Here is a 13,786-nt window from a genome sequence, read left to right on the forward strand (position 1 = left end):
ACTTCAGCGTGCACCTGTTTGAAGTCAGAACCTGACGGAGTCCGAACATCAAAGCACCTTGTTGGATGTGTTCTATTCGTAGTGAGTCCAAAGCCGTAAAACCTTGATGACGTGCTCATCTTCGACGACCTCGTAGACCAATCGATGTTGGATATTGATACGCCTCGAATAGGCGCCTTTAAGGTCCCCCACCAATGACTCATAAGGAGGTGGGTCAGCATAAGGATTCTCTTTAATGACCTCTAGTAGATCCTTGGCCTTCTTTGCTAAATGTGTGCCTTTGAGCTTCTTGGCATCCTTGCGAGCTTGGCGAGCATACACGAGCGAGTAGCTCACAGATCGATCTCCTCACTGCACTCTTCAATCGGTTCAGCCATCCCCTTAACAATGGAGTCTCTCATACCAGGAATACCCAATAGATAAATCGTTTCCTGAATGGCGCGCCAATCCTCTTCAGCGATCAATACGGCATTTCCCCGCTTGCCTGTGATCTGCACAGGCTCATGAGTGGACTGGGCTGAATCGATTAACCTGTATAGATCTGAGCGAGCTGATGTTGCGGTGATCGTCTTCATGCTGTGAACGTGCGTTATTACGTGCGTATCTGCAAGTTTTCTTTTATTAGCCAACAGAATTATTAGTGAACTCGGGTAGCTGGAACTTACAGATGTATCATAACATAGGACCATTAAGCTCCGAGCGAATACCCGATTTGATCGAATAGACTATAGTCTGTTAGGTGGAGGGGCGGTAAGAGAATGAAAAACTGAGCGGGATTGACTGTCTGAAAATTTGGCGATCGCTCCACTTGAAACGATGCTCCACTGTTGATTGACAGGGATACTCCAGACACGAATGCTCAAATAGCAGTCCATCAATTGCCTTTGACTGAGCCGACCGTAAAAGGTTAGATCGTGAACATGCACAGGGTTGGCCGGCAAATTTACCGTTGGGAGGGAGGGCTCTTTAATGTGCTGTGCGCGATTTATTTTATCGTTCTCGGCCCACGTGTGGTGGAGGCCGCGGACTACGCGCTGCGCACGCCCGGATCGAAGGTCCATTGGTTGGGTTTCCTGCTGATTGGAATCGGCGTGGCAGAAATCTATGCATGGCCGATCAAAATGCGCTACGTGCGGGAAGCGGTGCGCGCATTCGGTGACTCGATCGGGGCTGGATTTGTGCTCTGGATGTTTCATGCCGTGATCTCAATCATCCTACTTTTCCTCGGTGCCAGCGCGTTCGGAGTGCCGGTCGCCGACAGTTCCAATGCTGACATGCCTGGCTGGCTTGCACTTCTGATGTTAGCCGTGGTCATCAAGGAACTCGTCTTCCTGGGCTTTCTGATGTGGGACGGGAAAGAATCAAGCGATGCGCCCGTTTCCCGCTACATACGACCCAACCGGCGCGAGTGGCTGATCGATTTCATTCTGGTGAGCTACGCCTGCGTTGCCTACTCAGCCACCTGGGGAGCGATCACCATGAACATGACGCTTGAGAAAGAGAATCCCGTGATGTTCGTGGTCAATGTGTGCGTCAGTGCGCTCCTCTTTCTGATTTTCTATCTCCCCCTTCGCATCCCCTACTGGCTGGAGGAAGTCGCTCAAACAAAAACGCATTCGGATCGATTCAAACTCCTCGTCTCGATTTTCTCGGTATTGATCCCTGCCCTTGTAAGCCTGAGCTAGCACCTCTGGATGGGGCAAAGAGCTCTCAACGGCGATGAATCCGCAAGCTGTGATACGCCACATCACGGAATAAGGCATGCTCGCCTTCATGGCAGAATCCCGCCTCTGCCTAGGATCTGGCAGAGCATAGACGAGGGTGCACATTGGGATGACCCATTATGCGCACTTTTGAAGGAATGATATATTTCTATGCCTGCCCCCTTTCCGGCTTCCTCGGCGTCGCCATCTACGACTTGTTAGATTTCTTTGTCCTTATCTCCCAGGCTGTGATTGCCTCAGAGGTTGTAACAGCATCAGCGATACCCCCACCATCCTGAATCTTCATTCCTACACTGTATGGGAATGGACTGAGTCGAGGTTGCCCTGACTCGTCCGATTCAATCATCCAATGCGAACACAAATCACTATCCACCGTTTGATAGAGTTCCGAGATCGAGTCAAAAAAATCCAACACGTCCTCGTTGGGATGACTTGAATCAATCGAAATTGTGATATCATCGAACCTCACAGCAACATGGCCTATATTCTTTCTGCGCTTAGTCACAACAGGTAAAACCTTCTCCTTCGACCAGCGATAAAGATCCTTCGTCAGCTCTTGCAAAAAACCTTTGCCTACGAGTGCCGTTACAGCTGAAATCTTCAGGACGAGATCCCAGCTTTCTGGTCCTGCTGCGCATGACTGCCAGCGATATCCCACTGTTGTTGGATAATCCGTTGCGAAATCAGGATAGATGTCCTTGAGCTCCTGCCCTTCGTAGCTCATCGGCTGACAGGTAAAGCTTATTGCGGTTCTCATAGAGTAATTTCTTTACCTAACGTCGAAGTGGTGGCACCCGCTACCGGGAGCGCCAGTCCGACTCAAGGTAAAGGGTTTTAGTCACGGTTCAATCTCCGACTCACGGCGGGGTAGCGGGTTACCACCCACGCCTTGTTCTGCTTCTTAGTTTGCATCCCAGATCGTGAGCTTATCGCCTGAGTCCTCGAAGAGATAGAACGAAATGTCATACTGCCCCTCCTTCATGTTTTCGATCTTCCGATCAGGAAGCATGTCCCATAACTCGGCGTCCTGGTCGCAGTCAAAAAGTGTCGCCACGAATTGCTCTTTCGACACGTAGTCCAACTTCGATGCAATCTTGATAAATCTGTAGGGTTTGCCGTTCTTTACCGGCCAGTAGCAGTCCTGCCACGTCGGAACTGACGGGGTGCAATAGGTAATCTCGTTGGAGACGCCCTCAGGATCATTGGCCCGATCAAGAGCAGCTTCATCGATCTGGTTGGCGGAAATATCCAGATCGATCAACTTCCCTGCGGCCATGCAATCGAAGCACACTGCCTCGATATCCTCTTGGCCGAATAGATTGCCGCCATCGAGACAGTTCTGAGTAGCCTTGCAGAAATGACATGCCTGGCCTTCGTCAGCGACATAAGCGAATGCCTTCGGGTCGGCGAAATACTTGAAGCTCATTTCTTAGCAGAACAGTATAATTAGTTGACTCGGGCAGTAGAAGCTAACAGATGAATGATTACTTGGAATCGTTAAGCATGGGGCTGATACCCTTTTGAACTAGATCAGATGTAAGCTGTTAGTTTGGGGCATGGCAAGTGAAATCATGCCTAGGGCAGCTTGAGACTATAGAGATCCATTATCGCTGGAGGTCTTATTTCGCATCAATCGAAAATCACAGATGGTTAGAGTCTAGCTTTACTTTTGAGATGTTAGGTTTGGCCCTTCCGTATTCGCCTATTTCTCCAACACAATCACACACTCCAAGTGCCTCGTTTGTGGGAAGAGGTCGAAGGGCTGCACCGCAGTGAGTTTGTAGCCGGCTGTTAGGAACTCTTTGAGGTCGCGCATTTGGGTAGCGGGGTTGCAGGAGACGTAAACGACTTTGCTGGGGCCGAAGGCGAAAAGCTGGGTGAGGAATTCCTCGTTGCAGCCTTTGCGGGGGGGATCGATGACCACGGCGGTTTCGTCGCCCGGGAAGGTGATATCGCCGAAGATGGCTTCGGCGCTGGAGGCGAGGAAGGTGGTGTTCTCGATGTTGTTGAGCTCGGCATTGCGCCTTGCCCAATCGGCCGCGGTTTCACTGACTTCCACCCCGGCGACTTGCACGAACTTGTGGGCCAGGCAGAGGGAGAACAGGCCGGAGCCGCAGTAGGCATCGACTAGGTATTTCGCGCCGCCGGACGACGCCTGCTCGGCGACGTAGCCGGTGAAGGCGGGGAGGATGAAGGGGTTGTTCTGGAAGAAATCGCCTGCGAGGAAGTGGAAGGTGATGTCCTGGCCAGATTCGCGGTCGGCCACGTGCACGGTCTCGCTGATCGGATTGCGGTGGTTGGTTTCCACGCGGCCTTCGGTGGCGCGCAGCAGCAGTGTGGCGTCTTTTTTGTAGGCCTTGGGGTTGGCGCGGGTTTCCTCGCGGATGCGGGGCATTTCCTGATTGATGACGTCCATGGCGATCGGGCAGTGCGGCACGTCGACGAGGTGGCTGCGCTGGCCGGCGAGGAGGAAGCCGATATCGCCGATCTTGCCATCGCGCGGGCGTTTGAAGTGCGGGGTGATTTTCGATCGGTAGCCCCACTCCTTGGGTGAGGGGATGGCGGGGGAGACCTCGGTGTGGACGCCGGCCATGTGCTCGAGCAGCTCTTCGACCTGGCGGGTTTTCCATTTCAGCTGCTTCTCGTAGGAGAGGTGCTGATATTGGCAGCCGCCGCATTTACCAAATAGCGGGCACTTGGGATCGAGTCGGTCCGGGGAGGGCTGGAGCACCTTGACGAGGTCGGCCTGGCTGTGGGCTTTGTCGTTGCGGAAGATGCGTGCGAGCACTTTCTCGCCGGGCAGGGTGTGTGGCACGAAGACCACCCAGCCTAGGCTTTCGGTGCTTTTGCTGCCGACACCGGGGATGGAGGAGGTGAACCCAGCGTCCTCCGGTTCCACCTGGACGCGGGCGATGCCGGCTCCGAGGTTACTCAGGGCGGAGATTTCGACCTCGATTTCCTGGTGGTAATCGAAGGGGTAGGCTTTGAATTTCTTCGGCTGGCGCATGCTGTCTGTTTACGTTCCAAATTTAAAAAACCAAATACGAAAGTGGTGCGGGGGGATTTTTTGACCTTACTTCGCTGAAAAGCTTCGCAGGGGACGGCCGCGAAATAGGCGGAAGGAAGACTTGGGTTGTGGCTGGGGTTGAGATTCGTTTTTAAACCACGGAAGGGACGGAATACACGGAAGGTGCTTGGGATGATGATTCCTTGGGGTGTGGTTTTTGACCGCGAATCTGGCTAATTGGGCGAATTTTTTTGCTGGGGTTGATGATTCATTTTGGAACCACGGAAAAGACGGAATTGACGGAAGGTTGCTTGGTTGTGGGGTTTTTGACCCTGCTGTGCTAGCGCTTTGCAGGGCGCGGGCGCGGATTTTTGCTGGGGTTGTGGGGGGCTGGGGGGATTTGTTGCATGTGGGCGTTGCTCGTTCGTTATCTGGGTGTAACTTTGATTGTGATGAGATTTTGGATACCAGCGTTGTTCTTGCTTGCTGCGCCTTGTTGGGGTGGGGAGAAGGATGTTTGGTATGATGCTTCCGGCAAGGTGGTGAAGACGACGGAGCCGGTGGTGGAGAAAGAGCCTTTTGTGGCCGACTGGCAGAAGCGGGAAGCGGCGCGGCTGGAGGCGCAGCGGACGGGGAACTACAGCGATCGGGTTTACCATCGCTCGCGCAGTAGCTGGTATCACGGCTACCCGCACTACGGCGGCTATTACTATGGCAGTGCGCCGCGCTATCACTACAGCGGTCATCACCGGAACCGTGGCCACGGGCATTCACGCTGGGGTTTCCGCGGCAGCTACCACGGCAGCTACCACGGCAATGGCTGGTCGGTGCGCGTGGGTTACTGAGCGCCGAGGAGGGCGAGCTTTTGAAGCGCGGCGACGATGTTGCCGCTGATCCGTGCATGGAGGCACGGTTGTGTCGCTGCACGCTGCTATGTGAGCCGATTGATGGGCCGCTGGTTTTTCAGCGCAGGTGAACTATTCCGCAGGAGCGGCGCTGGGTGGCTTGATGGCAGCGCTGGGCTGGTCAACAGGGTTGGTGACATTGGTGCTGCTGCTACCGAGGCCGATGGATGATTCCTTGCCTTCGGCGAGCTGCTCTTTGGTGGGCAGGTTGGTATCGCTTTTGGGAACCAGAAATGCGGCCGTGGCGTTGTAGTTCTGAGGTTTCGCAGTTGCGGCGACACGTCGCTGCGATGAGCGCTGCCTGGAGTTACGGCGTGGGACTTCGACCTCTGGCTCCTCAATCACGATGGCCAGTGGGGCGTCCGTCGTGTCCACCTCGGCCTCTTTGTTGGCACAGGATGAGGCAATGACCGAGATCCCGGCGAGGGCGGTGAGCGTGAGCATGGTGGTAAAGTTCTTCATTCCGTAGGTGGCAAGCAGGTGTGGCTGACATTCATACGGCGACGATGATGGGCTGGCAATACGGAAAATCTGGAAATCCGAGCGGTGAGGGGTGGATTTCCTAGCTCATGCCGGGCACAAAAAAACAAGCGACCGGTTTCCCCGTCGCTTGTTCTCAAATAGGTTTAAGTCGCTGTGACTTAAGCGGAACTCTTGGGGAGACGCTTCATGCTGGAGATGTGGCGGACCATTTCGCGGGTCTCTTGCTGCCATTGGTTCATGGCCTTGCGGGAGACTTCCACTTTGTTAGAAATGGCATTTTCCAGCTCGGTGTAGCTCTCGCTGAGACGCTGGGAGAAGCTGTGCAGCATCTCGGTAGCTTTCTCGGTGATCGGGCTGTTCTCTTCGATGGCAGCGAGGCGTTGCTCGGCCTGACGGCGGGCTTCGCGCATCTCTGCGAGTAGAATTTTCTCATCAGGCACGGTGCGCAGGTTGCTGGCGAGGCCGAGCTTGGAGAGCGTCCAGATCATCCACTTGGTGGGATCGAACTGCCATGGCTTCACGCCGTTACGGTAGTCGTGCTGGAATGCGTGGTGGTAGTTGTGGTAGCCCTCGCCGCAGGTGAAGACGGCCATGATGGCGGAGTCACGAGCGGAGTTGTCTGTGTTGTAGGGGCGTTTGCCGATGGTGTGGCAGAGGGAGTTGATGAAGAAGGTGCAGTGCTGCACACAAACGATGCGCAGGATACCGGAAAGCAGGAAGCCGCCGAGCGCGCCCTGGGAGCCGTTCCAGAGGTAACCGAGGCCGGTAGGAAGAAGGACACCGACGACCAGGCCGATGAGGTGCACCCACTTGTGCTGCCACATGACGAGTTTGTCTTTCTTGAGGTCGTTGACGTTGTCCATAGGTGGCTCAGGCTTGAGCTTGAACATCAACCAGCCGATGTGAGCCCACATGAAGCCCTTGGAGATATCGTAAGGATCGTCGTCGTGATCGACGTGTTTGTGGTGCAGACGGTGGTCGGCGGTCCAATCCAGGCAGGAGTTCTCAAAAGCGCAGGCGCCGAACACCAGGGTGGTGAGTTTCACCGGCCACTTCGCTTTGAAGGCAAGGTGGGAAAAGAGACGGTGGTAGCCGAGGGTGATGCTCATCGTGGTGATGGTAGCGTAGAAGAAGAACATCGAGGCTTGGAACCAGTCGATGCCGTATTTCCAAAGGTAAATCGGCACGGCGGTCACGGCAGTCAGGGCCGTCACGATGAGGAAGATACTGGTAATCCAGTTGACTCGGTTAAATGGAATGCGAAGCATAATATTAAAGTTTAGGTTAAACGGGGGGTTAAAACCAACTCCTCTCAGGGGAGTGAGGCGCACTCATTACACTCGCTATCCCATAAGGTCAAGACTGGGCTGGGGCAGCGGAGCGTGAGCGAATCGTCATTTCAAACCTTGTTTTAGGCGCAATTCCCCATTCCATAAACATTGCATATGGTTGAATGGCAGTCATTTAGAGGGTGAATTTTTTTATGAATTGGTGGGGTTTCAGGTCGAAAAGTGGCTATTGCTGGGCCAGAGATGTGCCTGTTAGCCGGAATTTCGAATTTCGACTTAAGACCGAGGCACATGATGAAGTATATCTCAGTGCATTACACGCCGTTGCCTCCCGAGGCTCTTCCGGCGGCCCATTTCACCTGATCCATCATGACTCTTAGACCGCTCCTGCTCAGCCTGACCCTCGCCTCCGCCGCCATGGCGCAGGAGAAACCGAATATCGTGTTCATCCTTGCCGATGACATGGGCTACGATTCTATTTCCATCAATAACCCGGCCATGGGGCCGCTGAAGACGCCGCACATCGATCGTTTGGCAGGTCAGGGGATGAACTTCACCGATGCCCATTCCGGCTCATCGGTCTGCACCCCGACCCGCTACGCCCTGCTCACTGGGCGCTACTGCTGGAGATCGCGGCTGAAGAGCTCGGTGCTCTGGGACTACGCACGGCCGCTGGTGGAAGACGAGCGATTGACGGTAGCTGAGATGCTGAAAAAGCAGGGCTACCACACCGGAATGATCGGCAAGTGGCACCTCGGGCTGAACTGGTATGATCGCGAGGGTAAGCTGGCCAATGCTGACCTGAAAGACTCCGATGCCATGTTCCGCCGCGACAAGGGAGCCAAGCGCCTGAGGGCGGTGCAGGCGAGCATCGACTTCAGCAAGCCGACCACCGGCGGCCCGAACAGCCACGGTTTCGACTACTGGTTTGGCGTCGATTTACCCAACATGCCCCCCTATCTCTTTCTGGAAAATGGCAAGACCGTCGGCACCCCCACGGTGATGAAGCCGAAGAGCATGTTTGGCCACGATGGCCTGATGCTGGAAGGCTGGGAGCTGGAAAACATCCTGCCCACGCTGGCGAAAAAATCCACCGAGTGGATCCACAGCGCTGCCAAACAAAAGCAGCCGTTCTTCCTCTACGTGCCGCTGACCTCGCCGCACACACCGATCTCGCCAAGCAAGGAGTGGCAGGGGAAAAGTGGCGTCAGCCGCTACTGCGACTTTGTCATGGAGACGGACGCCGTGGTCGGCCAGATCGTGCAAGCGATCGATGACGCAGGCATCGCCGACAACACCTTGGTGATTTTCTCCACCGACAATGGCACCACCGGCGGGGCGGCAAAAATGAAGCAGCACCACGAACAGGGGGTCAACCTGATGAACCAGCTCAGAGGTTTCAAAGCGCAGATCTTCGAGGGGGGCCACCGGGTGCCGATGATCGTGCGCTGGCCGGGGAAAGTGGCAGCCGGATCGACTTGTTCGGAGCTTGTGGGCCTGACCGATTTCATGGCCACCACTGCTGATCTGCTAGGCGTGACCCTGCCGGAAGATGCTGCCGAAGACAGCTTCAGCATCCTGTCCTTACTAACAGGAAAAGCCGAATCTCTACCGAACCGACCCTTGGTGGTGAACCACGACATCCGCGGTAACTTCGCCATCCGCAAGGGGAAGTGGAAACTCATCCCCGGCGCCGAGAGTGCCGAACTCTACGATCTGGAAGCCGACCTCAAGGAGAGCAACAACGTCGCGGCCTCACATCCGGAACTGGTGAAGGAGCTGCAGGAAACCTTGCAGCGCTATCAGGAATCCGGTCGCTCGAAGTAGTTACGCCTTGCGTTTCCAGACACTCACCAGCGAGACCGTCCACTGGAACTTGCGGGCGGTTTCGCGGATTAAAAACGGTTCGTCGTGCTGGCTGCAGAGCTCAAAGTGCTCGGCCAGCTCGTCTTTGAGCCAGCTGAAGGTGTCCGATTGCGGCTGATTCGCCGGCGGGGTGAATTCGTCCAGCCAGGTGCAGGGGGTGGCGAGCACCAGGGTGCCGCCGGGACGGACTAACGAGCCGAGACGCTGCAGCAGCTTCTGCGGCTCGGGAAGCCGACAGATCAAGTTCGCCGCGTGCACCCGATCGAAGCTGCCTAGGCTGTCCGGCAAGTTCATCGCATCGCCCTGCAGGAAGCGGACGCGCTCAGGTATCGCCCCGTCGGGCAGGGTGGCGGTGGCGGGTCGGCTTTGTTTTCCCGTCTCCAAAATCTGGTAGTCGTGTTGGCCGCTGCTGCGTAGGGTCTCTGCGGCATCGATGAAGCTCTGTGAGAAATCGATGCCAATCACCTCCGCGCTGCTGCGGCTGAGCTCGAACGACGATCGGCCGACTGCGCAGCCGAGATCGAGGGTGCGGTCGCAGTTTTCCTCCGGGAAATAGGCCACCGTGCGCGCCGGGAATCCGATCGCCTCCTTGGGGCCGAACTTCCACGGCATGATTTCCTCCTCGCTGCCGTAATGCATCAGGAGATACTCGCTGAGCAGCTGATCGCTTTCGTAGACGTTGGCCATGGCGTCACCCTCATGAATGCGGCGGCAAGAAGCAAGGGCGAAGCGATTGCCATGGGCTGAAAATTCCTCTATCGATGCTGGCATGACCGCAGTGAGCAAGCCCAGTGGGCGAAATCGTCCGGAGCTCTGGCTCTATTCCATCGCCATGTTTGGGCCGGCGTTTCTCGCGGCATGTTATTTCGGCCTGCCGGACTCCTTGGCTCCCTATATTCGATGGATCCTCGGTGTGCACATTCTGTGGATGTTGTTAGGCGCCTGCTATTGCTCCTGGTTCAACGCCACCGATGAGGGCAAGGGGCCGCTCGCCGTGGGCCGCGCGATCCTCGGTCTGGTGATGAATGGTCTGATGCAGGTGCTGCTGCACATTGCCACGCTCATCATCGGCGCAGGGATCCTCCAGCAAGTCTGAACCCGTCTGCTGACGCTGATGGCGGATTTCCAGATTGCGTGTCTGCTAGACGATCGGTAGATTCCATCACTCATCATGATGAAATACCTCTACAGCCCCCTCATCGCGCTCACGCTTGCCAGCACTTGGGCGACTGCTGCACCGTCTGAAATCGACCCCAAAGCGGTGCATGAAATCACCAAGCGTGTGGCCGATTGGCAGATCAAGACCTTCCCTGAGCACCTGAAATACCGCGCCCTCTCGACCCGGATGCAGGAAGCGGTTCAGAAGAAAAAGGAAGACCCGAACTACAAGATGAACGGTTACGTCAGGAGCTCGACCAGCAAGAACTGGCATGACCTCGCCTGGCACAACGGCGCGCTCTACGCCGGCATGAACCAATGGCGGAAGGTGGTGAAAGATCCGAAATACATCGAGTGGCTGAAAATGATCGGCAAGCGCAACGACTGGAAACTGCACAAGCGCCCCTACCATGCCGATGACCACACCGTGGGCCAGTTCTACCTCGCCCTCTACGAAGAAACCAAAGATCTGGCGATGCTGAAACCCACGGAGGAGCACTTCGACTGGATTCTGGCCAACCCCAAGACCGGCTCGCTGACGTGGACCAAGGACAAATCGAGCGACGCCCACCACCGCTGGGGCTGGTGTGACGCGCTGTTCATGGCACCTCCGGTCTGGGCCCGACTCGCCAAGGTCACCGGCGAGCCGAAGTATCTCGATTTCATGCACCAGGAATACATGGCGACCTATGACCTGCTCTGGGACAAGGACGAGCACCTGTTCTGGCGCGATAGCAGCTACTTCGAGCAGCGTGAGGCGAATGGCGAGAAAATCTTCTGGGCGCGTGGCAACGGCTGGGTATTCGGCGGCCTCGCCTTGATGATCCCCGATCTGCCGAAGGACTGGGAGCACCGCGCGTTCTACATCCAGACCTACAAAGAGATGGCGGCGAAAATCAAAACTCTCCAGCGTGAGGACGGGACTTGGTCGATGGGTCTGTTAGGCGGTGTCGAGGGCTACCCGATCAAAGAAACCAGCGGCACCTCCTTTTTCACCTTCGGTCTCGCCTGGGGAGTGAATCAGGGGATTCTCGACAAAGAAGAATACCTCCCTGTGATCACCAAGGGCTGGAATGCGCTGACTCAGTGCGTGCAGCCTGATGGCCTGTTAGGCTACGTGCAGCCCGTGGGAGCCGCGCCGGGTGATTCATTTCCTGACAAATCGGAAGTCTACGGAGTGGGTGCATTTCTCGCAGCAGGCGCTGAGGTGTATCGGCTATCCGGTGGCAAATAAGGTTCAAGTTTGAACCAGCTGCTGCACGAGCTATCCGGGCGGCAGCAAGCAATAGCCTTGCGCTCCGGCCTTGGCTGGCATTGTCTCTGCCGCGAGTATGGATGACAGTGCGGACATCGGGCAGCAGCGACGCACCTTTCTATGGGAAATGGTGCGCTCTGTGCCTCAGGGGTTTATCGAAACGTCGGGCACCACCTTCGCCATGTATGTGGCCATTGCGGTGTTTGATGTGCCGATGGGCATGAAGATGGCGATTGCCGGAGCTGGCAGCATCGGGCTGCTGCTGAGCCTGTTCATCGTGCAAATTGTTAGGCGGCTCGGCTGCTCGGTGAATGCGATGTCGCTGTTCGTCTGGGCGGCGGCGGCGCTGGGCTTTGCCATGGCGGCGATGGCCGGGAGCTCGGCCACGCTCTACGTCGCCGGCGTCTGCGTCTCCGCCCTGATGCTGACCCTCGGCACACCGCTGATGGCGCAGATTTACCGCAAGCATTATCCGAACCGACTGCGCGGTCGGCTATTTTCCATCGCCGGCATGTTGCGCGCGGTGATCGCGGCGGCGGCAGGTCTGGGGCTGGGTGTCTGGCTCACGGCGCAGGGGAAAGATTTCCACGGATTGTTCTGGTTCTACAGCGGCTGCTGTCTGCTGATGGCCGGCTGTGTGCTCGCCATGGCGCGGGTGAAGCTACGCCGGACACGCCGGCTGCGCTTGTTCGATGCCTTCAGCCACGTCAAAAACGATCGCGTCTTCCGCAAGCTGCTGATGTCGTGGATGGTGCTCGGCCTGGGGAATTTGTTATCCTTCGCTCTTTTCGTCGAGTTCATCACTAATCCGGATTACGGCTTTGCCCTCGAGGCGAATCGGGTGGGAATGATCACCAGCACCATTCCCATGCTGGCCTTCATCCTCTGCGTGGTGCCCTGGGGCATGGTGTTTGATCGACTTCCCTTCTACCGTGTGCGCATCATGGTGAACGTGTTTTTCCTCAGCGGCACCCTGGTTTACTACCTCGGGGGCTCATACCTGACACTCTGCATCGGCATGGCCATTCACGGCATTGCGCGCGGCGGTGGCAGCATCCTCTGGAGTCTCTGGGTGACCCGTTTTTCCACCGAAGACAACGTCGGGGAATACATGAGTGTGCACACCTGCTTCACCGGCCTCCGCGGCACCATCGCCCCGATCATCGCCTTCTCCGTGGCCGGAACGCTCGGCCCCAGCGTGGTCGCGATCTCAGGAGCTTCCTTGATCGTGATCTCCTCCATCATGATCTGGCCCGAACTCCGCGAAGAAGCCCGCCAAGCTAGCAAGTAGCTCGTAGATCGTAGCGAAGGATTTGCATCCTTCGTGCTCTAACGCTTCGATGAACCTTGCGCTGACGAAGAGTGCAAATTCTTCGCTACGGGTGGAGAGCGCGGAGTTGGGTGAGTTCTTCTTGGGAGGTGATCGGGCTTAGGTTTTGGAGGACCTTGGGCCAGCTGGGGATGTGGAGGGACTCTTTTTCAATTTGCACTTCGTCCCGGGGGTAGGCTTTTGCGGGGAGGACGCTTTCGGCAAGGTGGAAACAGGCCCAGGCGCGCCAGCTGCGGAGCTCGCTGTTCGGGCCGCTCATGCGACTGGCGAGGTGCTGGTAGTGGCGCACCGGGTTACCCAGAAAGCCCTCTTCGTGGCGGCGGGTGAAGAGCCAGATTTTCGCCTGGTAGGGAAGTGGCCATGGGGTGGGGCTGTCCGCTGGTAGCGACAGCGCGTGGTTCAGCTGGAGCAGCGCTTGAGCGGGTTTTCCCTGCAGCCAGAGCGACTGGGCACAGCTCAGGCAGGTGATGAAGTAGTCCGCTTCGCCGCGACGGCTTTTCGAGTCGCCAGGGCCTAACACTCGAGTCGCCTCGGGCAGAAACGGGCAGCTTTCGCGGTCGGGGAGATGCTTGCGATCGGCCATTAGTCATCGAGGCTGCGGGCATCGGCGTGCCCATCTGCGAAGCTGATCACCATCGGGCGGCAGCAGACTTCGCAATCGTAGTCCACCTCGCAGGGGCATTCGCTGGCGGGAGGCAGAGCGACCTCAAACGACTCAAAGCATGACGGGCAGGTGACGGCGACGGTTTCCACGTTGGCAACCTGCGGT

General features: G+C 56.8%; 16 protein-coding genes. 6 read left to right on the top strand and 10 right to left on the bottom strand.

Going from position 1 to position 13,786, the window contains the following annotated elements:
- Positions 1-72 precede the first annotated feature (72 nt).
- Complete coding sequence (locus JO972_RS10260; protein WP_309489953.1) at positions 73-336, bottom strand: Txe/YoeB family addiction module toxin; 264 nt, start codon at positions 334-336, stop codon at positions 73-75.
- Complete coding sequence (locus tag JO972_RS10265; protein ID WP_309489954.1) at positions 333-575, bottom strand: type II toxin-antitoxin system Phd/YefM family antitoxin; 243 nt, start codon at positions 573-575, stop codon at positions 333-335. Before JO972_RS10265 ends, JO972_RS10260 begins: the two co-directional genes overlap by 4 nt.
- 339 nt (positions 576-914) lie before the next feature.
- On the opposite strand from JO972_RS10265, the gene JO972_RS10270 reads away from it, so the two are divergent.
- Positions 915-1,685, top strand: coding sequence for a hypothetical protein (locus JO972_RS10270; protein ID WP_309489955.1), 771 nt, complete (start codon positions 915-917; stop codon positions 1,683-1,685).
- A 226-nt stretch (positions 1,686-1,911) separates the two neighbouring features.
- Here JO972_RS10270 and JO972_RS10275 read toward each other — a convergent pair whose 3' ends face one another.
- From JO972_RS10275 to JO972_RS10285, 3 genes are all read right to left on the bottom strand, one after another.
- A complete protein-coding gene (locus JO972_RS10275) occupies positions 1,912-2,481 on the bottom strand; it encodes a hypothetical protein (protein ID WP_309489956.1) in 570 nt (189 codons plus the stop codon).
- A 144-nt stretch (positions 2,482-2,625) separates the two neighbouring features.
- The gene (locus tag JO972_RS10280) at positions 2,626-3,150 is read right to left on the bottom strand and encodes a CbrC family protein (RefSeq protein WP_309489957.1); all 525 of its coding nucleotides are present in this window, start codon (positions 3,148-3,150) and stop codon (positions 2,626-2,628) included.
- A gap of 276 nt (positions 3,151-3,426) precedes the next feature.
- Positions 3,427-4,731 carry a class I SAM-dependent RNA methyltransferase gene (locus tag JO972_RS10285; protein WP_309489958.1) on the bottom strand — a complete coding sequence of 435 codons (1,305 nt, stop codon included), beginning with the start codon at positions 4,729-4,731 and terminating at the stop codon, positions 3,427-3,429.
- A 452-nt stretch (positions 4,732-5,183) separates the two neighbouring features.
- On the opposite strand from JO972_RS10285, the gene JO972_RS10290 reads away from it, so the two are divergent.
- A complete protein-coding gene (locus JO972_RS10290; RefSeq protein ID WP_309489959.1) occupies positions 5,184-5,576 on the top strand; it encodes a hypothetical protein in 393 nt (130 codons plus the stop codon).
- A gap of 132 nt (positions 5,577-5,708) precedes the next feature.
- Here the strand turns inward: JO972_RS10290 and JO972_RS10295 are convergent, their stop codons facing one another.
- Positions 5,709-6,080 carry a hypothetical protein gene (locus tag JO972_RS10295; RefSeq protein ID WP_309489960.1) on the bottom strand — a complete coding sequence of 124 codons (372 nt, stop codon included), beginning with the start codon at positions 6,078-6,080 and terminating at the stop codon, positions 5,709-5,711.
- A gap of 197 nt (positions 6,081-6,277) precedes the next feature.
- Positions 6,278-7,387 carry an acyl-CoA desaturase gene (locus tag JO972_RS10300; RefSeq protein ID WP_309489961.1) on the bottom strand — a complete coding sequence of 370 codons (1,110 nt, stop codon included), beginning with the start codon at positions 7,385-7,387 and terminating at the stop codon, positions 6,278-6,280.
- A 390-nt stretch (positions 7,388-7,777) separates the two neighbouring features.
- On the opposite strand from JO972_RS10300, the gene JO972_RS10305 reads away from it, so the two are divergent.
- A complete protein-coding gene (locus tag JO972_RS10305) occupies positions 7,778-9,235 on the top strand; it encodes a sulfatase family protein (RefSeq protein ID WP_309489962.1) in 1,458 nt (485 codons plus the stop codon).
- Here JO972_RS10305 and JO972_RS10310 read toward each other — a convergent pair whose 3' ends face one another.
- Positions 9,236-10,045 (bottom strand): putative 4-mercaptohistidine N1-methyltransferase, encoded by an 810-nt coding sequence (locus JO972_RS10310; RefSeq protein WP_309489963.1) that lies wholly within the window; start codon positions 10,043-10,045, stop codon positions 9,236-9,238.
- Here JO972_RS10310 and JO972_RS10315 point away from each other — a divergent pair.
- The 3 genes from JO972_RS10315 to JO972_RS10325 all read left to right on the top strand — a co-directional run bounded on the left by JO972_RS10315 (position 10,044) and on the right by JO972_RS10325 (position 12,978).
- Positions 10,044-10,370 carry a hypothetical protein gene (locus JO972_RS10315; RefSeq protein ID WP_309489964.1) on the top strand — a complete coding sequence of 109 codons (327 nt, stop codon included), beginning with the start codon at positions 10,044-10,046 and terminating at the stop codon, positions 10,368-10,370. The genes JO972_RS10310 and JO972_RS10315 overlap by 2 nt on opposite strands.
- Before the next feature lie 75 nt (positions 10,371-10,445).
- Entirely contained in the window at positions 10,446-11,666 is a 1,221-nt protein-coding gene (locus JO972_RS10320) for a glycoside hydrolase family 88/105 protein (protein WP_309489965.1), read from the top strand.
- A gap of 70 nt (positions 11,667-11,736) precedes the next feature.
- Positions 11,737-12,978: an MFS transporter gene (locus tag JO972_RS10325; protein WP_309489966.1), complete on the top strand. Its 1,242-nt coding sequence runs from the start codon at positions 11,737-11,739 to the stop codon at positions 12,976-12,978.
- A gap of 85 nt (positions 12,979-13,063) precedes the next feature.
- Here the strand turns inward: JO972_RS10325 and JO972_RS10330 are convergent, their stop codons facing one another.
- Together JO972_RS10330 and JO972_RS10335 are read right to left on the bottom strand one after the other, a co-directional pair.
- Complete coding sequence (locus JO972_RS10330) at positions 13,064-13,600, bottom strand: hypothetical protein (protein WP_309489967.1); 537 nt, start codon at positions 13,598-13,600, stop codon at positions 13,064-13,066.
- Entirely contained in the window at positions 13,600-13,770 is a 171-nt protein-coding gene (locus JO972_RS10335; protein WP_309489968.1) for a zinc ribbon domain-containing protein, read from the bottom strand. Before JO972_RS10335 ends, JO972_RS10330 begins: the two co-directional genes overlap by 1 nt.
- Positions 13,771-13,786 lie beyond the last annotated feature (16 nt).

The sequence above is a fragment of the Oceaniferula flava genome, from assembly GCF_016811075.1.
GTDB lineage: Bacteria > Verrucomicrobiota > Verrucomicrobiia > Verrucomicrobiales > Akkermansiaceae > Oceaniferula > Oceaniferula flava.